25 protein-coding genes are annotated in these 23,387 nt (G+C 69.3%); 9 read left to right on the forward strand and 16 right to left on the reverse strand.

The window, feature by feature from the left end; translation table 11 throughout:
- The first annotated feature begins 131 nt into the window (after positions 1-131).
- The 5 genes from QSK35_RS08135 to QSK35_RS08155 all read left to right on the forward strand — a co-directional run bounded on the left by QSK35_RS08135 (position 132) and on the right by QSK35_RS08155 (position 5,062).
- Positions 132-965: a class I SAM-dependent methyltransferase gene (locus QSK35_RS08135; RefSeq protein WP_285743834.1), complete on the forward strand. Its 834-nt coding sequence runs from the start codon at positions 132-134 to the stop codon at positions 963-965.
- A 10-nt stretch (positions 966-975) separates the two neighbouring features.
- Entirely contained in the window at positions 976-1,902 is a 927-nt protein-coding gene (locus tag QSK35_RS08140; RefSeq protein ID WP_285743836.1) for a GNAT family N-acetyltransferase, read from the forward strand.
- 78 nt (positions 1,903-1,980) lie between these two features.
- The gene (locus QSK35_RS08145; protein WP_285743838.1) at positions 1,981-2,592 is read left to right on the forward strand and encodes an ATP-binding cassette domain-containing protein; all 612 of its coding nucleotides are present in this window, start codon (positions 1,981-1,983) and stop codon (positions 2,590-2,592) included.
- Positions 2,589-4,505, forward strand: a complete 1,917-nt coding sequence (locus QSK35_RS08150; RefSeq protein ID WP_285743841.1) for a YhgE/Pip family protein — start codon at positions 2,589-2,591, stop codon at positions 4,503-4,505. Before QSK35_RS08145 ends, QSK35_RS08150 begins: the two co-directional genes overlap by 4 nt.
- Positions 4,502-5,062 (forward strand): TetR/AcrR family transcriptional regulator, encoded by a 561-nt coding sequence (locus tag QSK35_RS08155; RefSeq protein ID WP_285743843.1) that lies wholly within the window; start codon positions 4,502-4,504, stop codon positions 5,060-5,062. Before QSK35_RS08150 ends, QSK35_RS08155 begins: the two co-directional genes overlap by 4 nt.
- Here QSK35_RS08155 and QSK35_RS08160 read toward each other — a convergent pair.
- The 3 genes from QSK35_RS08160 to QSK35_RS08170 all read right to left on the reverse strand — a co-directional run bounded on the left by QSK35_RS08160 (position 5,031) and on the right by QSK35_RS08170 (position 7,057).
- Positions 5,031-5,711 (reverse strand): DUF4328 domain-containing protein, encoded by a 681-nt coding sequence (locus tag QSK35_RS08160; RefSeq protein ID WP_285743845.1) that lies wholly within the window; start codon positions 5,709-5,711, stop codon positions 5,031-5,033. The two genes, QSK35_RS08155 and QSK35_RS08160, sit on opposite strands and share 32 nt — an antisense overlap.
- A 102-nt stretch (positions 5,712-5,813) precedes the next feature.
- On the reverse strand, positions 5,814-6,362 hold the full coding sequence (locus tag QSK35_RS08165) for a DUF4328 domain-containing protein (RefSeq protein ID WP_285743847.1): 549 nt from the start codon (positions 6,360-6,362) through the stop codon (positions 5,814-5,816).
- On the reverse strand, positions 6,362-7,057 hold the full coding sequence (locus tag QSK35_RS08170; protein WP_285743849.1) for a DUF4328 domain-containing protein: 696 nt from the start codon (positions 7,055-7,057) through the stop codon (positions 6,362-6,364). The genes QSK35_RS08165 and QSK35_RS08170 overlap by 1 nt, the downstream gene beginning before the upstream one ends.
- Before the next feature lie 95 nt (positions 7,058-7,152).
- Here QSK35_RS08170 and QSK35_RS08175 point away from each other — a divergent pair, with 95 nt between their 5' ends.
- Entirely contained in the window at positions 7,153-7,605 is a 453-nt protein-coding gene (locus tag QSK35_RS08175; RefSeq protein ID WP_285743851.1) for a hypothetical protein, read from the forward strand.
- Here QSK35_RS08175 and QSK35_RS08180 read toward each other — a convergent pair.
- The 8 genes from QSK35_RS08180 to QSK35_RS08215 all read right to left on the reverse strand — a co-directional run bounded on the left by QSK35_RS08180 (position 7,602) and on the right by QSK35_RS08215 (position 14,563).
- Entirely contained in the window at positions 7,602-8,126 is a 525-nt protein-coding gene (locus tag QSK35_RS08180) for a Rossmann-fold NAD(P)-binding domain-containing protein (protein ID WP_285743853.1), read from the reverse strand. The genes QSK35_RS08175 and QSK35_RS08180 overlap by 4 nt on opposite strands.
- The gene (locus QSK35_RS08185) at positions 8,123-8,692 is read right to left on the reverse strand and encodes a P-loop NTPase family protein (RefSeq protein ID WP_285743855.1); all 570 of its coding nucleotides are present in this window, start codon (positions 8,690-8,692) and stop codon (positions 8,123-8,125) included. The genes QSK35_RS08180 and QSK35_RS08185 overlap by 4 nt, the downstream gene beginning before the upstream one ends.
- Positions 8,693-8,701: 9 nt before the next feature.
- Positions 8,702-9,748, reverse strand: coding sequence for a Gfo/Idh/MocA family protein (locus QSK35_RS08190; RefSeq protein WP_285743857.1), 1,047 nt, complete (start codon positions 9,746-9,748; stop codon positions 8,702-8,704).
- Positions 9,745-10,260 (reverse strand): hypothetical protein, encoded by a 516-nt coding sequence (locus QSK35_RS08195; protein ID WP_285743859.1) that lies wholly within the window; start codon positions 10,258-10,260, stop codon positions 9,745-9,747. Before QSK35_RS08195 ends, QSK35_RS08190 begins: the two co-directional genes overlap by 4 nt.
- The gene (locus QSK35_RS08200; protein ID WP_285743860.1) at positions 10,257-11,084 is read right to left on the reverse strand and encodes a carbohydrate ABC transporter permease; all 828 of its coding nucleotides are present in this window, start codon (positions 11,082-11,084) and stop codon (positions 10,257-10,259) included. Before QSK35_RS08200 ends, QSK35_RS08195 begins: the two co-directional genes overlap by 4 nt.
- Positions 11,081-11,896 carry a carbohydrate ABC transporter permease gene (locus QSK35_RS08205; protein ID WP_502881628.1) on the reverse strand — a complete coding sequence of 272 codons (816 nt, stop codon included), beginning with the start codon at positions 11,894-11,896 and terminating at the stop codon, positions 11,081-11,083. Before QSK35_RS08205 ends, QSK35_RS08200 begins: the two co-directional genes overlap by 4 nt.
- 86 nt (positions 11,897-11,982) lie before the next feature.
- Positions 11,983-13,251 carry an ABC transporter substrate-binding protein gene (locus QSK35_RS08210; RefSeq protein ID WP_285743861.1) on the reverse strand — a complete coding sequence of 423 codons (1,269 nt, stop codon included), beginning with the start codon at positions 13,249-13,251 and terminating at the stop codon, positions 11,983-11,985.
- A gap of 10 nt (positions 13,252-13,261) precedes the next feature.
- A complete protein-coding gene (locus QSK35_RS08215) occupies positions 13,262-14,563 on the reverse strand; it encodes a Gfo/Idh/MocA family protein (RefSeq protein ID WP_285743862.1) in 1,302 nt (433 codons plus the stop codon).
- A 119-nt stretch (positions 14,564-14,682) separates the two neighbouring features.
- Between QSK35_RS08215 and QSK35_RS08220 the strand changes: the two genes are divergently transcribed.
- Together QSK35_RS08220 and QSK35_RS08225 are read left to right on the forward strand one after the other, a co-directional pair.
- Positions 14,683-15,606, forward strand: coding sequence for a nucleoside hydrolase (locus QSK35_RS08220; RefSeq protein ID WP_285743864.1), 924 nt, complete (start codon positions 14,683-14,685; stop codon positions 15,604-15,606).
- A gap of 32 nt (positions 15,607-15,638) precedes the next feature.
- Complete coding sequence (locus QSK35_RS08225; RefSeq protein ID WP_285743866.1) at positions 15,639-16,127, forward strand: hypothetical protein; 489 nt, start codon at positions 15,639-15,641, stop codon at positions 16,125-16,127.
- 69 nt (positions 16,128-16,196) lie between these two features.
- Here the strand turns inward: QSK35_RS08225 and QSK35_RS08230 are convergent, their stop codons facing one another.
- The 3 genes from QSK35_RS08230 to QSK35_RS08240 form a co-directional block, all read right to left on the reverse strand.
- Entirely contained in the window at positions 16,197-17,696 is a 1,500-nt protein-coding gene (locus QSK35_RS08230) for a DUF8189 domain-containing protein (RefSeq protein WP_285743868.1), read from the reverse strand.
- Between the two features lie 136 nt (positions 17,697-17,832).
- Positions 17,833-18,273, reverse strand: coding sequence for an NlpC/P60 family protein (locus QSK35_RS08235; RefSeq protein ID WP_285743871.1), 441 nt, complete (start codon positions 18,271-18,273; stop codon positions 17,833-17,835).
- A 55-nt stretch (positions 18,274-18,328) separates the two neighbouring features.
- Positions 18,329-18,847, reverse strand: coding sequence for a GNAT family N-acetyltransferase (locus QSK35_RS08240; protein ID WP_285743872.1), 519 nt, complete (start codon positions 18,845-18,847; stop codon positions 18,329-18,331).
- Between the two features lie 76 nt (positions 18,848-18,923).
- Between QSK35_RS08240 and QSK35_RS08245 the strand changes: the two genes are divergently transcribed.
- Positions 18,924-19,370 (forward strand): winged helix-turn-helix transcriptional regulator, encoded by a 447-nt coding sequence (locus QSK35_RS08245; protein ID WP_285743873.1) that lies wholly within the window; start codon positions 18,924-18,926, stop codon positions 19,368-19,370.
- Here the strand turns inward: QSK35_RS08245 and QSK35_RS08250 are convergent.
- Together QSK35_RS08250 and QSK35_RS08255 are read right to left on the reverse strand one after the other, a co-directional pair.
- Complete coding sequence (locus QSK35_RS08250) at positions 19,354-22,389, reverse strand: AfsR/SARP family transcriptional regulator (protein ID WP_285743875.1); 3,036 nt, start codon at positions 22,387-22,389, stop codon at positions 19,354-19,356. The genes QSK35_RS08245 and QSK35_RS08250 overlap by 17 nt on opposite strands.
- Positions 22,390-22,447: 58 nt before the next feature.
- Positions 22,448-23,353 (reverse strand): Lrp/AsnC family transcriptional regulator, encoded by a 906-nt coding sequence (locus QSK35_RS08255; RefSeq protein WP_502881629.1) that lies wholly within the window; start codon positions 23,351-23,353, stop codon positions 22,448-22,450.
- Between the last annotated feature and the right edge of the window lie 34 nt (positions 23,354-23,387).

The raw sequence follows: 23,387 nt of genomic DNA on the forward strand, positions 1-23,387 counted from the left end.
GTGCGCGCGCAGCGTCGCAGCGAACTCAAATCCGGCAGTTCTGGATCATGGGCAGCACTAACCCACTACGCGGGCGGTATCGTACGCGGCTGCGCGCAGCGTGAGCAAACCGGCCCCCTGTTAGGAGCAGTGTGCACAACCAGCACGTCAGCGCCGAGGCGACCCTCGGCACGACCGGGATCGTGCAGCGCGGCGCCGACGCCGCCGAGTCGCGGGCGGCGAACCGGATCTGGTGGGACGCGGACGCGGACGACTACCACGCTACCCACGGAGAGTTCCTCGGCAAGGCCGACTTCGTCTGGTGCCCGGAGGGCGTGCGCGAGGAGAACGTGAAATTCCTAGGCAACGTCGCAGGTCAGCGCATCCTCGAGGTCGGATGCGGTTCCGCGCCCTGTGCGCGTTGGCTCACGAAACAAAATGCGAAAGTCGTCGCATTCGACATCTCCGCGGGCATGCTGCGCCACGCACGTGCGCACAACGCCGAGACGGGCGTCTCAGTTCCGCTGGTCCAGGCGAGCGCGGACCAACTCCCCTTCGCCGACAACAGTTTCGACGCGGCCTGTTCGGCGTTCGGCGCGGTGCCGTTCGTGGCCGACTCGGGCGTGGTCATGACCGAGGTCGCCCGCGTGCTGCGGCCCGGCGCGCCGTGGGTGTTCGCGGTCACCCATCCGATGCGGTGGATCTTCCCCGACGACCCCGGCCCGAACGGCCTCACGGTCACCCAGTCGTACTTCGACCGCACGCCCTATGTAGAGGTCGACGACGACGGCCGCGCGACGTATGTCGAACATCACCGGACGCTCGGCGACTACGTCCGGCAGCTGCACGCGGCGGGCCTGGAGTTGATCGACCTGGTCGAACCCGAGTGGCCCGCGGGGCACACCCGCAACTGGGGCCAGTGGAGCCCCTTGCGCGGCAAGCTCTTCCCCGGCACCGCGATCTTCCGGACGCGCCGCAGGCCTTAGTCTGGCCCGCATGTCCACGGCACGAGGGCTGGTCGCCGCACAGTCGGCGCGGTTCGCTTCCCTCGACCCGTTGCTCCCGCCCGCCGTCGAGCCGCCCGAGGGTGACGTGATCACCGCGGCGCTGCCGGACGGCGGACGCGTGGCCGCTCTGCTCAGCCACCAGGTGTACCCGCCGCAGTCGGTCACCCGCCTGTGGTCCGCGGCCGAGGTGTGGGAGCTCGTCCCGCTGGTCGGCGACGCCGGCGGTGCCGGGATGGAGGCGCTCGTCCGCGTGTGGCGGCAGCGGATGGACGCCCTGGACTCGGGCGATCCGGACTCGTCGTGCGTCGTGCACTGGCCGAGCCGCGACGCCGAGGCGACCCGTGTGTTCCTCGGTCACGGCATGGTGCCGCTGTCCGTGCTGGGGGTCCGCATCGCGCCACCGCCGGCGCGCCCGCGCACCACGCTGACCATCCGCCGCGCCACGCCCGCGGATCTCGAAGCGGTAGTCGAGCTGTCGCTGGAGGAACTGCGCTACTCGTCGTTCGTCGGCTCCACGGTGATGCGCGACGAGGCGCCGGCGTTGAAGCGCCGGACCATGGGCGAACGGCTGGCCGCTGCGAGCCCGGTGTGGCTCGCCGAACGCGACGGCATCCCGGTCGCGATGGCCGAGTGCGCGATCGTCCCGTCCGAGCCCGGCACGGCCGCGTCGATCCGGCTGCCGCACGGCCGCTGGGGCTACGTGAACTGCGTCTCCGTGCTGCCCGGCGCGCGCGGCTCGGGCATCGGCCAGCAGCTGATGGCGTACGCGCACCAGGAGCTGCACCGGATGGGCGTGGTCGGCACCTACCTCTACTACAACCCGCCGAACCCACTCTCGTCGGTGTTCTGGCCGCGGCAGGGCTACCGCCCGCTGTGGACCGTCTGGGAAGTGCGTCCCGCTTCGGGGCTTCGGTAGCCGTTTGTCCGGGTTGCCAACGAGCCGAGCCTGCGCCACAATTTGAACTGACCAGTCAGTTCAAACGGAGGGTGAACGGTGGACATCCAGGCGGTGCGCGTCGGCGTCAACGGGGCTCATGGTCCCCTGCTCAAGCCGACCTCGCTGCTCGTGAAGAAGGGCGCGCTCACCCTGGTCACCGGTGATCCCGGCACCGGCCACACCGCGCTCGGCCTCGTCCTCTCCGGCCGCATGAACCCCAGCACCGGCACGGTCTCCCCCGACGCGAAGACGCTGCGCAGGGAGGTCGTGCTGGTGGACGCGCCCGAGGTCAACGAGCCGGAGGCCGCGCTCACGCTCGCCGCCGTCGTCGGCGAGGAGCTGGCGATGTGCAAGCTGCCCTCCGGCCGCAAGGCCGTGCACGACTGGCTGGCCGAACGATCTTTCGACGAGCACGCCCGCACGCGGTTCGAGCACGTGCCGCCGTCCGTGCGGTGCGCGGTGATGCTCGAGCTCGGCTCGACGCGTCCCGGCGTCACGACGCTCGTCCTGGACTGCCCCGACCGCTACCACCCCGACCCGCGCGAATGGCTGAAGCTCGCGCAGCAGCACGTGACCGAGGACCGGTCCGTCGTCGCGCTGTGCTCGAACACTTCGGCCTCGGTGCTGGACATCCCGGCCGCGCGCCTTGGTGAGGAGAACGCTCTGTGAACGCCTTCCGGCTGGCACTCAACGAACTGCGCCGGGTCACGTCCGGCACGCTGCCCAAGCTGGCGGTGCTGGCGCTCGCGCTGGTCCCGCTGCTGTACGCCTCGCTCTACCTGTACGCCAACAAGGACCCGTACGCCAACCTCAAGCACGTCCCGGCCGCGCTCATCGTGCAGGACAAGGGTTTCAAGGACCTGCACGCCGGCGAGGACGTCGCGAAGGAGCTCCTCGACGGCAACAAGTTCAAGTGGGAACAGGTCGACAACGCGGACGAGGGCGTGCGCAAGGGCAAGTACATCTTCGCCCTCACGCTGCCCGCGGACTTCTCCGAGGCGCTGCAGTCCCCCGCGGACTTCAAGCCGCGGCAAGGGGTTCTCACGCTGACGACCAACGACGCCAACAACTACCTCGGCAGCACGATCGCCAACCAGGTGGTGTCCGAGGTGCGGCGCGCGGTGTCCACGAAGGTGTCGAAGGAGGCGGCGGACAAGCTGCTGCTCGGGTTCTCCACGATCCGCGAGAAGACCGCGGAGGCCGCTGACGGCGCCACGAAGCTCGCGGACGGCTCGGCGCAGGTGCGTGACGGCGAGAACAAGCTGGTGGGCGGCCAGGAGAAGCTGCTCGAAGGTGCTCAGCAGCTGTCCGACGGCCTGAACCAGCTCGCCCCCGGCCTGCACGAGATGCACGAGAAGACGCGCGACCTGCCCGCGAAGACCAGGCAGCTGGCCGATGGTTCGCGCAAGGTCGCGGACGGCAACGAGACCGCGGCGCGCACGGCCGAGGAGTACGCGGCCAAGGCGCAGCAGTTCGTCGGCGCGCTCGACCAGATCAACGGTGACGTCGCCGCGAAGCTGCGGCTGCTGGGCTTCACCGAACAGCAGATCCAGCAGGTGATGTCGTCCCTCGGACAGGTGCGCAAGCCGATCGACGACACCAATGCGAAGGTCCAGGGCGGCGCGAGCAGCCTGCGGGCGCTGGCGAACGGCGCGGACCAGGTCGCCGACGGCAACGAGCAGCTCGCGGCCGCGATGCCCGCACTGGCCGATGGCATCGCCCGCGCGGACGAGGGTGCGACGAAGCTGGCCCAGGGCGCGGCACAGCTGCGGGACGGCGAACGGACCGCGGTCGACGGGCAGAAGCAGGTCCGCGACGGCGCCGTCCAGGTCGCGGACGGCAGCGCGAAGCTGCGCGACGGCCTCACCGGTGGCGTGAACGGCATCCCGAACCCGGACGACCCGACCCGCCTGGCGACCGCGCAGACGATCGGCGACCCGGTGGCGGTGCGCGGCCTGTCGCAGTCGAAGGCGGCGACCTACGGCGCCGGCCTGGCCCCGTTCTTCCTCGGCCTCGCCACGTGGATCGGCGCGTTCGTGCTGTTCCTGCTGCTGCGTCCGTTGTCCCGGCGAGCGCTCGCGGCCGGCCAGAACGCGGCGCGCATCGCGCTCGGTGGCTGGCTGCCCGCGGCACTGCTGGGCATCGCCCAGGTCGTGGTGATGTTCGCGGTGGTCACCATGATCGTGGACATCGAGCCGTCGAACCCGCTGCTGACGTTCCTGTTCCTCGGGCTGATGTCGCTGACGTTCGTGGCGATCCTGCACGCGTTGAACGCCGCGTTCGGCGCGGTGGGCAAGTTCCTCGGCCTGATCCTGCTGATCCTGCAGCTGGTCAGCGCGGGCGGCACGTTCCCGTGGCAGACGATCCCCGTGCCGCTGTACCCGCTGCACTTCGGCCTGCCGATGGGTTACGCGGTCGACGGCCTGCGGCACCTGATGTACGGCGGCGACCTGAGCGTCGTCGGACACGACGTGCTGATCCTGGTCGCGTGGCTGGTCGGGGCCCTAGCCTTGTCGTCCGTGGCGGCCTACAAGCAGCGGGTGTGGACACCGTCCCGGCTCAAGCCGGAGCTGGTGCTGTGAGCGCGCGGACGACGGCGACCAAGCAGAAGCTCTTCGACGCGGCGTTGAAGCTGGTCGGCGAGCGGGGCGCCGCGTCGGTCACCGTGGACGAGATCGCCGCCGAGGCGGGTGTCGCCAAGGGCACCATCTACTACAACTTCGCGTCGAAGGACGCGCTGGTCGAGGCGCTGCTGCGGCACGGGGTGGAGATCCTCGCGACGCGGCTGCGCTCGGCGGAGGACTCGCTGGAGAACCTGGTCGACGAGATGCTCGGCTTCTGGGCCGAGTACCCGGCGTTCGGCCAGCTCCTCGTGTCGGAGCTGTGGCGGACGCCGGGTCAGTGGCACGGCACGTTGTCCCTGCTGCGGGACGACATCGTGTCGATCGTGAAGGGTCAGATGAAGCGGCTCTCCGACGAGGGCCGCCTCCCCGCCGGTGTCGAGGTCGGCACCGCGTCCGCGGCGTTGTTCGGGACGTTGCTGGTGATCGCCCTGGACTGGCAGGTGTTCCAGCCCGAACGCAGCCGCGAACAGGTGCGCGAGTCGGTCATGCTGCTGGTGCGGGGCCTTCACTCGTAGCCGGGCTGCCGGGACAGGACTGCATGGCGGTGATCCGCCGCACCATCCGCACACCGAGCACGGCGGCCGCGATGCCGAGCACCGCCGACAACGTCGAGAACACCGCCGCCCGCAGGAACGACCCCGTGCTGAGCTGGCCGTTCTGGGTGTAGTTGACGTAGATCACGCCGAAGATCACGGCGGGCACGAAGGTGCCCCACCACGCGGTGACCAGCGGGTGCCGCGTCCGCTGCTGCAGCGGCACGGTCTGCTGCAGAGGATCATTGGCACGCCAGATGTCGTCGGCGATCTGCTTGGGCAGCACGAGGTTCGCGAACGGCACGAACCAGGCCCCGATCACCCAGCCGCGGGAGCGGCGGTGCTCCTGGACGTAGGTCAGGCGCTCGGCGTTGACGCGAGCGCGGTACATCCAGGTGATGAACAGGGCCGCGGCGGCGCCCTGCAGAACCAGCAACGGGAAGCCGACCAGGGTGTCGAGCGGGCCGAGGTCGCGGATGTCCGCGATCGTCGCCGTCCCGGCCCGGTAGTCGCGGACCGTCGTGTAGATCGTCCAGTCCACCGCCGCCTCGCCGATCTGCGCGAGCGCGACGAGTCCGATGAGGACCGACGCGGCCAGGGCTAAGCCGCGGACAGGTCTGAAGTGCTCCATGTTCCCCCCAAGAACCGTACAAAGATCGTCCGAACACCGATCAGACGCGGTACGAACGGGGAATGTTGAGTCGCCTGCTCGCGGCCACCTTGGTCGAGCCGGTCACACCGCTGGTGCGGGGGCTTCACTCCTAGCCGTCTGCATCGCGGTGATCCGCCAGACGACCTTGATCGCGAGCACCGCGGCCACGATCATGATGACCAGCCCGGCGGTGTTGATCCACGCGATCCCCGTCAAGTCCCCCGGCCGGTTGGACTCGAACACCAGGTCTACGACCGGCGGCAGGTAGAGGACGATCCATGCCGTCCACCACCAGGTCACGAGACGCCGGCTCCCGGTCGGGTCGGACGCGCGCCAGATGTCGTCGATGATCCGCTTCGGGATCCAGAACCACACGACGGGCACCAGCCAGCCCCACCAGATCCATGCCCGGTGGTACCGGTGGTGCGCGGTGGCGACGTTGTGCCGTGCGTCCTGTGTCCACCAGACGAACGAGACACCCGCGGTCACCTGCACCAGCGCCAGCGAAATGACCAGAACACCCGACGACTTGCTCGGGTCGACGCCCGCCCAGAGGTAGCCGACCCACAGGACTTCGCTGAGGCAGAACAGTCCGATGAGGACCGACGTGGCGGCGGCGAGGCGGCGCATCAGCTGTAGTCCTGGTAGTCGTGCTGCGTCTCGGGCACCGTCGGCGGCGGCGTGAACGGGACCGTCTGGAAGTCCGAGATCCGCACCACGACCTGCACGCCGAGCAGTGCCGCCACCAGCCCGCTGACCGTGCCCACGCTGGAGACGACCGCCGCGGTCTGCAACAGGTCGGGGGTGAGCTCCTCGCGCAGGTAGATGCGGGTGTAGATCCGGTCGAGCCACTGCGTCACCAGGAAAGCCGCCCACCAGACGGTCGTCAGACCGGCGCGCCGCCGGTCCTGCAACGGCACCGTCTGCTGGCGGGGATCACTGGCCCGCCAGACATCGTCGACGATCTGCTTCGGGAACCAGAAGTTCACGATCGGCACGAACCAGCCCAGCCACACCCAGACGCGGCTACGGCGGTGCTCGGTGGCATAGGTGAGGCGCTCGGCGTTGATGCGCGCGCGGTACAGCCAGACGATGAACACGACACCGGCCGCGAGCTGCAGCAACAGCATCGGCACGGTGACGAGCGCGGTGACCGCATCGACCTGCTCGAGGTCCGCGATGGTCGCGTTGCCGTCCTGGTAGTCGCGCAGCGCCGTGTAGCTCCACCAGTCGGTCGCGGTGTTGACGATGTTCGCGACGGCGACGAGTCCGATGAGGACCGAGGCGGCCAGGCCGATGCCGCGCACGGGTCTGAAGTGCTCCATGTTTTCCCCCAGGTGAAGTGAGCGCGGGCAGAGTAACCCAAACGGGCGACAGTTGGGGTCGAGCGGGCTCAAACGAGGCGCGGTACGAACGAAGAATGTTGATTCGCCTGCTCACGGCGATCTTGATCGCCGCCACGGTCACCGCACCCGCCCACGCCGCCACCCCTGTCGAAGCGTCCGCGTCGTTCGCGCAGGACCTCCTCCACGTGCCCACGTACGTGGTCGAGGGCGAGGTCGACTTCGAGGACACCACCGACGACCAGACCAAGATCACCGGTCACTTCACGCAGGGCTACACGCAGCCCAACGTCGAGGACTACAAGTGGGTTCTGGTCAACGACGCCGGCAAGGTCGTGGTCGACCTCACGCCGGACATCCGGGCGATCGCCGAGATCGCACCGCCCGAGGTCGGTGAGTTCCAGTTCACCTACAAGACGAAGGTCAAGGACCTGCTGGGCCTGGACTTCGTCGTCTGCCAGATCGTGGAGCTGGCCGGGCTGAAGCCGTGCTTCGAGCTGGGCCGGGCGAAGATCTACAAGGACCGCTAGCGGTACGAGTACTCGTCGACGCGGTGCAACGACGGCGCCCGCCCGGCCAGTGCGCGTTCGACCGCCTCCAGCACGCCCGCCGAGATCCGGCGGTTCGCGTCGTGCGCGAAGTGGCCGAGCAGCACCTGCTGCGTGGGATGACCGTCGAGCACCGGGTCGGGCACCGGCGCCGCGGCGTGCACCTCGACGACCGGGGCGTGCGGCGCGAGCAGCGGTTCGACGGCCCGCAGCACGGTCTGGCGGTAGTCGGCGTCCACCCACGCGACCAGCAGCTCGGCCGGTCGGCCGAGGGCGAACCCGGCGTCCTCGGCCAGCGTCGCGGGGTTGGCCCACTCGGCTCGCACCCAAGTCGGGCGATGCCCGGTTTGCACCGCGGCACGGGCGGCCCGGCCTGGCCCGTCGTCGGGCATCAGCGGGGCGCGGCGGGACGGCAGCACCACGTGCCAGCCCCGGTTGGACAGCTCCGCGGCGCAGAACGCCAGCATGCCCGTTCCACCGAGCACCAGTGCCGCAGGACTCATCGCGCACGCTCCTCCCCGGCCACGACGCTCAGCGGGCCGGACAGCCACTTTTCCACCTGCCGCTGGCCGCGCAACCGGACCACGACGATCCGCTCCTGCACCGCCCGCACCCGGCGGCGGTTGCGGCCGTATCCCTTCCACCCCCACCGGAGCAGGTGTTCGGGGTCGGTGAACACGGTCCACAGCGGCGGCTCGGAGTTACCGTTCCACAGTTCCGCGCGGGCCGCGCGGCGCCGGACGGTCCGCATCAGCAGGCGGCGCATGACGGCGAGCAGTGTGTGGTCCAGCCACACCAGTGTGTCCGCTCGTTCGAGCAACAACGGGCGCACCTGCTTGTACTGCCACTCCGTCACCCAGCGGGGACCGCTGGTGAACGCCAGCACGTCGGCCTCGAACGACGGGCGGGGTGTCCACTGTGGACCGTGGTACAGGGCGTCCAGCTCGACGTAACGCAGGCCGAGCACGTCGGAGATCCGCCGGGACAGGGTCGACTTCCCGGCACCGGTGTTGCCCGCGACCAGCACGCGCCGCGGCACGTGCGGCAGCGGGTCCGCAGGTCCGAGCACCGGATCAGGCTAACGCGTCCAGGGCGCGCCGAGCTCCGCGAACGTCGCCAGCTTCTCGGCCGCCCGGACCACGATGTCGTCGATCCCGTCGAGCACCACGCGGTCGCCGTCGCGACGCGCCTCGACCAGCGGCACCTTCGCCCGCCCCACGGCCTGCACCACTGCGGTGAACGCGCGCGTCGAGGCCAGCGGCGACAGCAGCGGCACGCCGCGCTCGCGGTGCTCGATCAGGTTGACCAGCAGATCCACCGGCGGCGGCACGTGCATGACGTGGTCGTTGACCTCGAGCCGGTCCTCGTCGTACCAGTACACCGCCCGCCCGAGGCTGCCGTGCACGAGCACGTACGGCGGCTGCGACTCCTGTGCGCACACCGTGGTGGCCGCGACGATCTGCGGGGCGCCGTCGGCGGTGATGCGTACACACGACGTGTCGTCGGCGGTGTTCCAGGCGCGGCAGCGGAACAGTTCGAGCTCGATCCCCAGGTCGTCGCGGTCCTCGATGCCCGCGAGCAGCAAAGCGTTCTGCACGCCGTGCGCGAACGGGTTGACCAGCGTGCCGTCCGGTCCCTGCGTGCCGGCCCACTCGGCGCGGTGGTAGTAGGCGTCGGAGCGCACCCAGCGGCCGACCACGCCGATGCCGTGGATGTCGCCGAGCGCGCCGGACCCGATCAGCTCGCACAGCTTGCGGAACGCGCCCTTGCCCTGCGACTGGAAGCCGACCTGGCACACCAGGCCCTGCTCCGCCGCGACCGCGCTGACCTCGGCGAAGTCCGCGCGGTTGAGCAGCGCCGGCTTCTCGACGAGCACGTCGCAGCCGGCCTCGAACGCGCCGAGCACCAGGTCGCGGTGGGTGTGCGGGGGCGAGGAGACCAGCACGATCTCCGGGTGCTGCTCGGCGAGCAACGCCTCGAGCGTCGGGTACACCGGCACCGGCACGTCCACCGCGGCCACGTCGCACACGCCGATGAAGGTGACCTGGCCCGTACGGCCGAGCCGCACCAAGTTCTCCACGTGCCGCGCGCCGTGTCCGCGGGCACCGACCAGCGCGACCCTCACTTGTCGACCACCGCCGCCGCGAACGCGACCGGTCCGCCGATCACCAAAGCGATCGGCGGCAACGTCCAGACCAGTACTCCTGCCACGACCAGCACGGCCATCAGCATCGGCTTGGGGGTCTTCCATTGCAATGCCGCTCGCCAAGAGATACGGGAAACACCCGCTCGCGCCGCGACCGCGAGCAGCAGGGCCCCGGCCGCCACACAGACGATCACCACGGCCAGCCGGAGCAACCACGAGCCCGGCAGCACGGTCAGCGCGAGCCCGACGTCCAGTGCGAGGAACAGCGTCAGTCCACCGAAGACGAAGCCCGCCAGCAGCTCGTCGGCCGGGGAACGCCAGCGGTCGCGCAGCTCCCGGAAGAACAGTCGCGGTGGGACGCCGGACGCCAGCACCCGGCACGCGGCGGCGAACCCGGAGGGCGCGGTGACGACCGGCAGAGCCGTCAGGGTTACGAAAAGCCCGACGAGCAGGCAGTCCGCGAAGTCCTCGAACCGCTCGCGGACCGTCACCCCTTCAGTCCCGTCGTTGCGACGCCCGCGACCAGGAACCGCTGGAACGCCAGGAAGAACAGCCCGATCGGCACGAGCGACAACACCGACATCGCGAACATCGCGCCGTAGGACGACGAACTGGTCTGGTCGATGAACAGCCGCAGCCCCAGCGGGATCGTGTACTTCTCCGTGCTGGACAGGTAGATCAGCTGGGAGAAGAAGTCGTTCCACGTCCAGATGAACGTGAAGATCGCGGTCGTCACGAGCGCGGGCTGCGACAGCGGCAGCACCACGTACCGGAAGTTGCGGATCGGGCCGCAGCCGTCGATGCGCGCGGCCTCGTCCAGCTCGTATGGGATGCCGCGCATGAACTGGACCATGAGGAACACGAAGAACGCGTCCGTCGCCAGCAGCTTCGGCAGGATCAGCGGCACGAACGTGTCCACCAGCCCGAGCTGCTGGAACACCACGTACTGCGGGATCAGCGTGACGTGCGCGGGCAACATGATCGTCAGCAGCGAGAACGCGAAGAGCGGGCCGGAGAGCCGGAACTTCAGGCGCGCGAACGCGTACGCGGCGAGCGAGCACGACACGACGTTGCCGACGACCGCGCCGCCCGAGACGATCAGCGAGTTCGTCAGGAACGTCCAGAACGACGACCCGCCGACACCATCGAACGCCTGCGAGTACCCATCGCTGGTGATGCCGCCTGGGAACAACTGCCGCATGTGCGCGACCAGGTCCTCGACGGGCGTGAACGACGCGCTGATCAGCCACACGATCGGATAGAGCACCAGCGCCAGCGACACGACGCTGATGGTGATGACCACGGCGCGCTTCATCGTTCGTCCCCGTAGAAGACCCAGTACCGCGAAGTCCGGAACAGCACCGCGGTGACCACCGCGATCACCACCAGCAGCACCCACGCCATCGCCGACGCCGACCCCATCCGGAACTCGGTGAAGCCGCGCTCGTACAGGTACAGCGTGTAGAACAACGTGGAGTCCGCCGGTCCACCACGTCCGCCGCTGACGATGAACGCCTGCGTGAACGCCTGGAACGCGTGGATCGTCTCCAGCACCAGGTTGAAGAACAGCACCGGCGACAGCATCGGCAGGATGATGCTGAACAGCCGCCGCCACCAGCCCGCGCCGTCGACCGCGGCGGCGTCGAGCATGTCGCGCGGGATCTGCTGCAGCCCGGCCAGGAAGATCACCATCGGCGCACCGAACTGCCACGCCGACAGCAGCACGATCGTCGTCAGCGCCGTGTCCGGCGTGTCGATCCAGGTGTCGAAGATCGCGCGCCACGCCAGGGCCAGGCCGACGCTGGCACCCAGCAGCGACGGGGCGTAGAACGCCGATCGGAAGAACGCCTGTCCCTTGCCGCGCAACGAGTTCAGCAGCAACGCCACGGCCAGTGCCAGCACCAGCTTCAACGGCACGGACACCACGACGTACCGCAGCGTCACGCCGACCGACTTCAGATAGCGGGGGTCGTCGCCGAAGAGCTTCGCGTAGTTGTCGAACCCGACCCAGTTCGGCGTGTTGAACAGGTCGTAGTCGGTGAACGACAGGTACAGCGACACGACCATCGGCGCGACGGTCAGCCCGATCGCGCCGAGCAGCCACGGCCCGAGGAACAGGTAGGCCACACCCTGCGATCGGGTTGGCCGCCGAGGGGGCGCGCCCTCGGCGGCCGACCTCACCGGCGCGGGGGTGACCCGCTCGGCGAGCACCACTACGACAGGACCCGTTCGGCTTCGGAGAAGAAGTCCTCGACGGCCTGGTCGAGCGACGTCTTGCCGAACACGACCTCCTCGTGCTTGCGCTGCATCAGCTTGTAGATCGCGCCGTCGCCCTTCGGCGGCGCGGGCGGCGCGTCGCCGAGGCTCGCGTCGACCGACTTCTCGTACTCGAAGATCGCCTTGTTGACGCCGGTGAGGTTCTGCGCCACCTGGTCACGGATCTTCAGGTTGGCCGGCAGGCCGCGGTTGGCGCCGAGGATCTTCCCCGCGTCCGGGTCGTTGAGCAGGAAGTCGACGAGCTTGACCGCCGCGTCCTTGTTCTTGGTCCGCGACGAGACACTGATCAGCTGCGACGGCTTGCGGTACGAACCGAGCTTGTCCTTGCTGTCACTGGGATACGGCCCGAGCTTCAGCTCACCCGGCCGCACCTTGTCGTACCCGCCGAACAGACTGTCGTAACTGTGCTCGGACGCCGACAACTTCTTACCCAACGGAGTCTGCTCGGCACCCGCGTTCAACGTCGTCACCAGCTCCGCCGACGTAGTCGCCTTCGCGTCACGGAAGTCCTTGGAAAGCTGCCAGAACGCCTTCAGGTCGGCCTTGGTGTAGCCGAGCTTCCCGTTGTCCTCGTACAGCTTCTTGCCGTGCTGGCGCAGCCACGTCTCGAAGACGTCCTCGGTGCCGCCGAAGTCCGTCGAACCCGCGATCTTGTTGTCGCTCTTGGCCTGGATCTTGCCCGCGGCGTCCTTGTAGTCGGCCCACGACCAGCCGATCTTCGGCTCCGCCACACCCGCGTCCGCGAAAAGCTTGGGGTCGTAGACGATCGTCGTGGCGTTCTGCGCCAACGGAAGCGCGACCTGCTTGTCGTTCAGCTTGCCGCTGCCGACGAAGCCCTGGTTCCAGTCCGCGGTGCGCAGCTGCTTGCCCACGTACGGCGTCAGGTCCAGCAGCACGTTGCGGCCCGCGTACTCGTTGAGGTAGCGGTAGTCCATCTGGATCACGTCCGGCGCGTTACCGCCGGCGATCTCGGTGGAGAGCTTCTCGAAGTACGTCTGGAAGTTCTGGAACGACGTGGTGACCTTGATGTCCTTGTTGCGCTCCTGGAAGAGCTGCACCGCCTCGTTGGTGAGCTTCGCGCGGTCGTCGTTGCCCCACCAGACGAACTTGATCTCCGCGGGGCCAGACGCCGAATCACCACCTCCGCACCCGGCCGCCACGAGCGTCGTGCCCAGCACCAAGCTCACAACTTTGTAGAGCTTCAAGGCATCTCCTCTATCGAAGGTCGAGGACGTCGACCACGCGGACAGGCTCTCCCGTCTCGAAGCTCCGGTTGGCGGCGAAACCCGTGAGCAGGGAGAGCGCCCCGTCGTGGTGCGTTGCGCGTCGTCCGAGTGGATCTTCCTGGTCGGTTCCGTACAGCGCGTCGACCATCCGCTTGTCCGCGCCACCGTGCCCGTCGCGGTCGTACTCCAGCGGGATGTACTCGCGCTGGTGGAACAGGCGCTGCACGCTGAGCGTCGCCCAGCCCTCCTCGGGGTTGGCGTTGACGCCGTGCACGGTCGGGTTCTGGCTGGACACCCAGCTGTTCTCGACGACCTCCAGCTCCAGCCTTCCCTTGCTGCCGTTGACCATCAGCCGGTAGCCCTCCCACGGCGAGTACGCCGTGAGGTGGTAGGTCAGGTTGGCGCCGCTGGCATACCGCACGATCACGGACATGTCGTCCTCAATGGACACACCGGGCGCGAACGGGTTCTGGTCGCGGTGGTAGCCGTCCTCGTGCTCGGCGTCGAGGTACAGCTTGCGCAGCCACTCGTTCTCTTCGAGCTTCATCGCGAACGGGTCGTCGGCGGCTGCTTCGTTGCCGTGGACCCGGTCGTAATCACGCCAGTTCCCGTGGCGCTTGCCGTTCTCCTCGCCGTAGAAGAAAAGGCGGCCGTGCGCGTACACGGTCTCCGGGATGGAGTCGACCCACCAGTTCAGCAGGTCGAAGTGGTGCGTCGCCTTGTGCACCATGAGTCCACCGGAGTTGGCCTTGTCGCGGTGCCAGCGGCGGAAGTAGTCCGCACCGTGCCGCGTGTCGAGCAGCCACTCGAAGTGCACGGACCCGATCTCGCCGACCGCTCCGTCTTTCAGGAGCTGCTTTACCTGTTCGTGGATCGGGTTGTAGCGGTAGTTGAACGTGACCGTGACGTTGCCGTCGTTGCGGTGCACGGCGTCCATGATCTTTCCCGCGCTGGGGACGTCCGTCGTCATCGGCTTCTCGGTCACCACGTCGCGACCGGCGTCGAGTGCCTCGACGATGTAGGTCATGTGGTGCCGGTCCACCGTGGTCACCACGACAACGTCGACCCGCTGGTCCTCGAGCATCTTCAGGAAGTCGTCCGCGTCGTAGGTCGGGACCGGCTCGACCCCGAGTTCGGCGAGCCGCGCGTTGTGGACGGCCATCCGGGTGTGGTTGACGTCCGCGAAGGCGACGAGCTCGCATGTGTCCGCGTGCTCGACGGCGATGGCGTGGATGTGCCGCTCCGCCCGTGAGCCCGTCCCCACGACCGCGTAGCGCTTGCGAGCCGCCATCACTTTCCTCCCCGGTAAGCGGTTTCCACACGCTAGTCGGAGGTGCCCTGACCACGTCAAGAGCTTCTCGAAAACGTTTTCGGCTGTTTCACGGACATGAACGCCACCAGACTGATCGCATGCCGACTCCTGTGGTGCTCGACTGCGATCCGGGGCACGACGACGCGATCGCGATCATGCTCGCGGCCGGCGATCCGGCGATCGACCTGCGCGCGATCACGACCGTCGCGGGCAACCAGACGCTCGACAAGGTCACGCTCAACGCGCGCCGCGTCTGCACGATCGCCGGCATCACGGACGTCCCGATCGCCGCGGGCTGCGCGCGGCCGCTCGTCCGGCCGTTGCGGATCGCCGACGACGTGCACGGCTCCACCGGTTTGGACGGACCATCGTTCTCGGATCCGACCGTTGGTCTCAGCGACCTGCACGCCGTGGAGCTGATGCGCTCCGTTATGCCCGCGACGATTGTGGCCACTGGCGCGTTGACGAACGTGGCGCTGTTCCTCAGCCGGTACGGCGCTGACGGTATTGGCGAGATCGTGCTGATGGGCGGGTCCACCGAACGCGGCAACATCACGCCGGCCGCGGAGGCCAACATCTACGTCGACCCGGAGGCGGCGGAGATCGTGTTCTCCTCCGGTGTGCCGGTGACCATGTGCGGGTTGAACGTCACGCACCAGGCGCTCGTGACGCCGGATGTGCTGGGCCGGTTGGAGGTGCTGGGTGAGTTGGGCCGGACGTGCGCGGAGCTGATGACGTTCTTCGCGAAGACCTACCGCGAGCTGTTCGGGTTCGACGCTCCCCCGCTGCACGACCCGGTCGCGGTCGCGCGGGTGATCGACCCGTCGCTGGTGCGGTGCGTGGACGCGCATGTCGCGATCGAGACCGCGGGCACGCACACGCGTGGCGCGACCGTGGTCGATCTCGACGGGTACCTCGGGCTGGAGCCGAACGCGCAGGTCGCGGTGGAGCTGGATGTGCCGCGATTCTGGGATCGGGTGATCGCCGCCATCGGTAACGTTTCGGGCATTCGTGCGGATTAACCCGTCGAACTGCGTCAACTGGGGGGATTTCAATGACTGACCCGACTTCTGCGTACCCGGAATACGAGCCGTACCCGCCGCAGCCCGCGGTGGCCCAGCTGCCGGGCCTGCCGCCGCAGGTCGTGGAGCAGCCGCCGGTCCAGCCGGCTCCCGCGCCGAAGCCGAAGAAGACCGGTCTGGTGATCGTCTCGATCGTCGCGGTCCTGTTCCTCGCCGCGGCCGCGACGTTCGGCGGCCTCTACTTCAACGAGAAGAGCCACTCCCGGGAGCTGGCCGACACGTCGTCGGCGCAGGCACGGGAGCTCACCAAGGCGGGCGACGACGCCAAGAAGCTCAAGGCCGATCTCGCGACGGCCGAGGACGCTCGCAGAAAGGCCGAAGAGGCGCAGAAGAAGGCCGAGGGCGCCGTCGGCAACGCCACCAAGTGCCAGGAGGCCGCCCGCACGCTCCGCGAAACCGCGATCGCAGGCGACTTCGACAAGCTCAACCGGGCTGTCGCCGAGGTGCTCGCGACCTGCTGACAAACGCTATGGGGGGAGCTTTCCCAGCGCTGGGCGCTGGGAAAGCTCCCCCCAGAGCAAGTAGCACTGCTAGCGGGCAAGCACCTGCTCACCGAGCACCGACCACGGGCTCCAGCCCGCCTTCTCCTTGAAGAAGCGGCGAACCTGCCTGCCGTCGTTGTCCCGCGCGAATACCTCGAGCGTCCTGGTCTGCGCGTGGTACACGACGGCGGGCGCCTTCGACACGGTCGCGCTGCCGAGCTTGGTCCACGAAGGGCCGCCGACGCGCTGGTACTCGACGAAGCCGCTCTCGCCCCACGCGACGATGTCGACGGTGGCGGTCTCGGTGTTGTAGACGGCCGAAGGCTTGTCCTTGATCTTGCCGCCGAGCGACTTCCAGTTCGCGCCGGAGACCTGCAGGACCGAGCCGTCGGCGCCGCGCGCGTAGACCTCGACGGCCTTGCCCGCGACGTGGAACAGCGCACTCGGGTCGCTGGTGATCGTCTGGTCGCCGACGACCTGCCAGTCCGAGCCCGCGCTGCGCAGCAGCTTGTCGTCCGCCGACCGGGCGTAGACCTCGACGGCCTTGGTCTCGGTGTTGAAGACGACGCCGGGGTTGCCCTGGATGGCACGCGAACCGACCGGCGCCCACTTGTCCGTGAACCGCAGCAGCGTGCCGTCGACGGCACGGGCGTAGATCTCGGTCGCGGTGCCGTTCCACACGGCGACGGGGTCGCCCGCCAGGACCTCGGAGCCGAGGGCCTGCCACGCGCCGTCACCCGCGCGCTGGTAGATCTTGCCGTCCAGGCCGCGGGCGTAGACCTCGATGAGCTTGGTGTTCGGGTTGAGCAGCGCGACCGGGTCGTCGGCGAATCGCTCGGTGCTGACGGCCTGCCAGCCGTTCCAGCGGCTCGTCTTGTGGAAGTTGCGGACGATCGTGCCGTCGGCGGCGCGGGCGTAGACGTCCAGCGAGCCGGCGACGGTGTTCGACAGCTGCGAACCCGCGAGCGCGGCCGGGGGCTCGGCATCCGGCGTGACGACCGGGGCGTCCGGGATGGAGCTGCCCTCGAGGAGGTTGTTGTAGCGCAACGGCGTGTACTGGCGCGCGTACGCGGCGGACCAGATGCGCTGCACCGGCTTCGTGCCGTCCGGGCCGGCCTGCTCGCGGACGATCGGGCGCGTCTTGGCCGAGTCGGCCCAGCCGACGAACAGCGCGACGTGGTTGAGCCGGTCGTTCAGCGCGTCGCCGGGACGCAGGTCCGACCAGTCGATCTTGTGCGCGACCTGCTCGAGGATGTGCGTCGTGTAGGAGTAGCGCAGGCCCCACGCCATCGAGATGAAGCCCGAGCAGTCGGTGCGGTACTCGCCGTACTTGTTGGTGAAGCAGTGGGACTGGCTGTAGGGGACGCGCGCGGTGAGCCACGTGCGCGAGCGCGCCAGGATCTCGCCACGGCTGATCTTGCGGTTCTCGGTGTAGTTGCCGCAGATCCCGCCCTGATCCGCAGCCGCCACCGAGACGTCCGGCATCGCCAGCGTCGAGCCGAACGTGATGGCCGCCGCGGTGATGGCCAGCATCCCCCAGTTCCTCATGCAGTCACCCTACGTCCTCGATGTCAGATTTCTGTAGCTTGCCGTTCTATCGACCGGTGATCGATTCTCGTTTCACCGTCAACAGAAAAGCGCCGGAGCGACACCCCCAGTGGTCGCTCCGACGCTCTCCGGTGTGCTACTCCGCGACGTTCACATATCGCCGCGGAACGTAAAGCTCGGACGAGGTCTCGTACGGGTAGCTGACGAGCCGCAGCGCGGTGCACGCCCCACCGGCCTGCTCGTAGCCCCAGTACTTCTCCCCCGCCTCGTCCGCCCACCCCGCGAACAGCACCACGTGCCGTGTCTCCCTCGTGCCGTCCGACCTGATCAACACGTCGCCGAGCGCCAACTCCCCCTTGGCGACCTCGACGCTCACCCCCGCCAGCCCGACCGTGTCGAGCCCCCCGTGCCGGTCCGGCGGTTTGCCGGGAAGCCCCCAAGCCATGGAGACGTAGCCGGAGCAGTCCGCCCGATAGATGCCGTACTCGTTCGCATGGAACTTGTGCTGGCCGTACGGGACGGGTCGCCGCAACCAGCTCTCCGCCCGTTCGATGATCTCGGCTCGACTGATGAGCACCGGCTCCGCTCCTTTCTTCCCTGACGAGAACAAGGTTGCGGGACCGGCCTACAAGTCACCTATAAGTCGTCTGCAAGTCCCTGAGCAGGTCCTCGTGGGTGAGCGCGGCCGTCGCCCAGCCGATCGGGTAACTGACGTGCACGACGTCGTCCTCCCTGGTCAGCCGCACGCCGGGGAACGCGCGGCGGACGAGCCGCAGCATCGCGTCGTTCTCCGGGAGCACCTCGCCGGTCAGCTCCGTGCAGCGCAACCGGGCGGCCAGGTCGCCCAGCGCGGTCAGCAGCCGGCGCCCCACGCCGCGGCGCTGCCACGCGTCCACGACGGCGACCGCGATGTCGGCCCTGCCGCACCCGGTCCGGATGAGCCGTGCGATGCCGATCGGCCGGTTGTTCTTCACCGCCACGACCGCGGCGTGGTCGTGACCGTCGACGTTGGACAGCGCCGTTCGCATGGCCGACGTCAGGCGTGGCGTCGGCGCGTGAAACCGCAGGTAGCGGCTGCGCCAGGACAGTCCGGCGAACACCGCCTCGACGGCGGCGGGCGCGGTGGTGCGGTCGAGCTCCCTCACGATCACGACACACCTCCAGCTGGGTTCGGAAACCGAACTCTAGCTGGGTTCGTTTTTCGAACGCAAGGGTATTCTTGGGTTCATGCGCCACCCTCAACTCGCCGAGCTGCCCTGCACCGTCGCCCGTCCGGCGGCGCTGCTGGGCGAACGCTGGATGCTGCTGCTCCTGCGGCAGGTGTTCCTCGGGACGCGCCGCTTCGAGGACTTCCAGTCCGCGATGGACATCTCGCGCAGCGTGCTCGCCGACCGGCTCGGTGTGCTGGTCGACGAGGGCGTGCTGCGCCGCGTGCCGTACGCGCACGAGGGCCGCACGCGGCACGAGTACCGGCTGACCGAGAAGGGCCTGGACCTCTACCCCGTGCTCGTCGCGCTGCGCACGTGGGGTGAGCGCTGGATGGCGCCCGACGAGGGTGAGCAGTTCTCGTTGCACCACAAGGACTGCGGCGGGGACGTGCAGGCCAAGGTCGAGTGCACCGAGTGCGGCGCCTCGCTGACGGCGCGCGACGTCCGGGTCACGCCGAACGCCTGACCGCCTCCGCCCACTTCGCGGGCGTCATGTCCGCGAGTTCGGTGGTCTCCCGGCTGCCCAGCTCCGTGAACAGCGCCACGGCCTCCTGCCAGCGCGTGTCGTCGTTCGTGGCCGCCGCGAGGTCGCGCAACGTCCGCGCCCGCCAGATCGGCAGCCCGAGCTCGGTCCACTGCCCCAACGCCTCGGTGAGCGACGCCGTCGCTTCGTCCAGTTCCCCTTGCGCCAGCGCGAACTCGCCCTGGGTACGGGTGACCAGCGCGACGCCGAACCGGTCGTGCTGCCGCGTGCACACCTCCAGGCACGCTTCGAGCAACTCCGCCACACCGGCCACGGTTCCGTTGCGGAACAAGGCTTTCGCGAGCGACTGCGCGGCGTAGGTGGCGCCGAGCTCGTCACCGGCCTCGCGCAGGATCTCCTCCGCGGACCGGCTCAGTTCGACCGCCTGGCCATACTCGCCCGTCGCCCGGTGACACAGGCTCAGGCCACGCAACGCCAGGGCGGCGCCGCGCTGGTCGCCGAGCTCCTGGTAGAGCCGCACGCACCGGTCGAAGGCCTCGACGGCGGCGGGGAGGTCGCCGTGGTCGCGGTGGATGGCGCCGACGCCGTAGCTTGCGGCGGCGACGACACCGGCGTCGCCCAGTTCGACGGCACGGTCGAGCAGCTTGCGTGCCTCGTCGAACTCGGCGAGGTCGCGGCGCACGGTGCCCATGCCGACGAGCGCGACCGCGAGAGTCGACCGGTCGCCGACCTCCTCGGCGAACATCGCGGCCTGCTGGAAGTTCTCCAGCGCCAGGGTGAAGTCGTCCTGTTCGTAGCGCAGCTGGCCGAGCCCGGCGAGCAGCACCGCCTCCGCCCGCCGGTTGCCGCGGGAGCGGGCGGACCGCAGCGCCACCTCGTGTGTGCGCTGCCAGCCGCCGAACTCGTTGCGCGCCGCGAACGGCGACGAGAGCAGTGAGGTGATCAGGGTCGTGGTGATCTCGTCGACCCCGAGGTCGTGGGCCCGTTCGACGGCACGCACGACGGCCGCCGTCTCGGACCGCAGCCAGCCGGTCGGGTCTTCCTCGACCTCCTCGGCGAGTGCCGGGTCGACGTCCACTTCGAGTTCCAGCTGAGGGCGCAGGCCCAGCGTGACGCGCGGCAGGCACTCGGAGCCGGCCTCGACGAGCGCCATCCACGTCGCGAGCGTGCGCGACACCGCCGTCGTGACCGCCTCTGGATCCTCGGCTTTCGCTTGCTCCGCACCGAAAAGCTGCACCAGGTCGTGGAACCGGTAGCGCACGCGGCCGATCTGGTCGACACCGATCACGTCGACGAGCCTCAGCTCGACCAGGTGCTCGACGATGTCCTCGGCCTCGTCCAGCGCGACGCCGAGCAGCGGTGCCGCGACCCACGAGCCGAAGTCCGGCAGGTCCAGCAGCGACAGCAGGTGGAACGCCCGCCGGTGCAGCTCGTCCAGCTCGGCGTAGTTGAGCTGCAGGCTGGAGCGGATCGCGAGGTCGCCGACCGCCAGCTCGTCGAGTCTTCGGCGCTCGTCGGACAACCGCTTGGCGAGCGTCTTCAACGGCCAGTGCGGCCGCGCGAGCAGCTTGGCGCCGGCGGCCCGCAGCGCCAGCGGGACGCCGCCGCACAGGTCGCAGATCCGTTGCGCCGCTTCGGGTTCCGCGGTGACGCGGGCGTCGCCGATGATGCGGCTGAGCATCTCGGCGGACACGTCCGGCGTGAGGAAGTCGAGCTCCAGCGGCGACGCGCCCTCGATGCCGGTGAGCCGGCTGCGGCTCGTGATGATCACGAAGCAGTTCGGGTTGCCCGGCAGCAGGCCACGCACCTGCTGCTCGTTGCGCGCGTTGTCGAGCAGGATGACCAGCCGCCGGTCCGCGACCGTGCGCCGGTACAGCTCCACGCGTTCGTCCGGCGCGTCCGGCTGGTCGGGCGCCGCCACGCCGAGCAGACCGAGGAAACGGCCGAGCACCTCGTGGGTGTCCAGGTCACGCCCGGCGCCGCGGAGGTCGGCGAAGAGCTGACCGTCCGGATAGGACTTGCGCAGCAGGTGTGCGGCGTGCACGGCGAGCGCGGACTTGCCCGCGCCGCCGAAGCCGGAGATCACCACGGTCGGGGTCGCGGTACCGGTGTCCGCGCTGTCGGCGATGGTCAGGACGTGCTTGAGCGCGTCCTCGCGGCCGGTGAAGTCGCTGATGTCCGGTGGCAGGTGGTGCGGGACGACGTGCGGCCGCGGTTCGGCCCTCGGTGGCGGCGGCACCACCTTCACCGGCGCCGCGAGGGTGCCATTGAGGATCTGGTTGTGCAGCTCGCGCAACTGTTCGCCGGGCTCGATGCCCAGCTCGTCGAGCAGGTAGGTGCGGGCGTCTCGGTAGACGGCGAGCGCGTCCGCCTGGCGGCCCGCCCGGTACAGCGCCCGCATCAGCAGGTCGCGGGTCTCCTCACGCGAGGGGTACGCGGTCGCGACGCTGGAGAGCCGGGCGATCGCGTCCTCGACGCGGCCTGCCGCGAGCTCGCACCGTCCGAGCGCCTCCTCGGCGCCGAGCCTGGACTCCTCCAGCTGCAGCGCCCGGCCGCGGGCGAACGACGCCTCGACGCCGTGCAGCGCCGGACCGCGCCACAGGCCGAGCGCCGCCTGGTACTGCTCGATGGCCTGCTCGTGCTCACCCGCCCGTTCGGCCTCACGCGCGGCGGTCAGGTGCCGGCCGAAGAGCTCGATGTCGCTGTGCTCGGCGGCGATGTTCAGCAGGTAGCCGGGAGCCCTCGTGACCAGCGCTTTGTCCAGCGCGCGCCGCAGTGATGACACGTAGGTGTGCACCAGCGCGCCCGCGGTCTGCGGCGGTGACTCGTCCCAGATCAGGTCGATCAGGCGTTCGACCGGAACGACCTGCCTCGGTTGGAGCAACAGCGCCGCGAGCAGGGTCCTCGGCTTCGGGCCTCCCAGGTTGACCTGACGGCCGTCGACCCACACCTCGATCGGGCCCAACGCCAGCGCGCGCACGCGCCACCCCCATCCCCACACTTTCAGGTGATCCTATGACGGCTCGTCAACGGGACGCCTGGCGTTGGGATCGATGACGTCAGTTGCGCTTGACCGTGCGCAGCACCGGGGCGCTCTCCACCTCGTTCACGTTCGGGCCGATCCGCTCGGTCAGGTAGCGGTACAGGTCGAGGGAGTCGCGGCAGACGACCGAGGCGACGAGCCCGGCCCGGCCGGTCGTGGCGGCGGCGAAGTAGACCTCGGGGTGCGTGGCGAGGTTCGCGCCGACCTCGGCCAGCTTCGCCGGTGGAGCCGTCATCCAGAGGCGGGCCTCGGCTGCGTAGCCGAACGCCTTCGGGTCGGCGTCGAGCTGGATGTCGAGGACGCGGGCTTTCCTGAGGTGCTCCACGCGGCGGCGGGCGGTCGACTCCGAGGTGCCTGCTCTGTGGGCCAGCTCGGCGTAGCCCATGCGGCCGTCTTTGTTCAGCAGGTCGATCAGGGCGTGATCGGAGTCGGTGAGTTCGACCTGTTCCGGTTCGACGCGTGGCTTGAGGTGCTCGATCTGGTCGTCGTCCAGGCAGGCGAGGCCGGACCACGTGCTCGGCGCGACGAACCCGCGCAGCACGGACTGCGCGCTCACGTCCAGGACGCTGCGCGGCAGCTTGTCCAGCAGCAGCTCGGTGTCCGACTCGGTCTGCTGGTAGCAGGAGATCTCGGTGCCGCCGCTGAGCAGGTGCACCCAGTGGGTGTCCTTCCGCTTGGCCAGTGCGGCCGCGAGCGGGGCGCCGACGTCCGGCGTGCACCGCAGGCGGATCGTCCAGGCGTGGTGGCCGAGCAGGATGCCGTTCAACGCGCCGACGACCCGGATCGCCTTGGCTTCTCTCAGTTTCCGGTACCGCCGCGCGACCGTGTGTTCGGAGACGCCGAGCACCTCGGCGACGCGGGCGAACGGCGCGCGCCCGTCGATCTGCAACGCGTGGACGATCTGCCGGTCGATGGATTCCACCATCTGATCGTAGATCGTGCCGGAATCCGCCGCC

The organism is Lentzea sp. NBRC 105346, assembly GCF_030269605.1.
GTDB lineage: Bacteria > Actinomycetota > Actinomycetes > Mycobacteriales > Pseudonocardiaceae > Lentzea.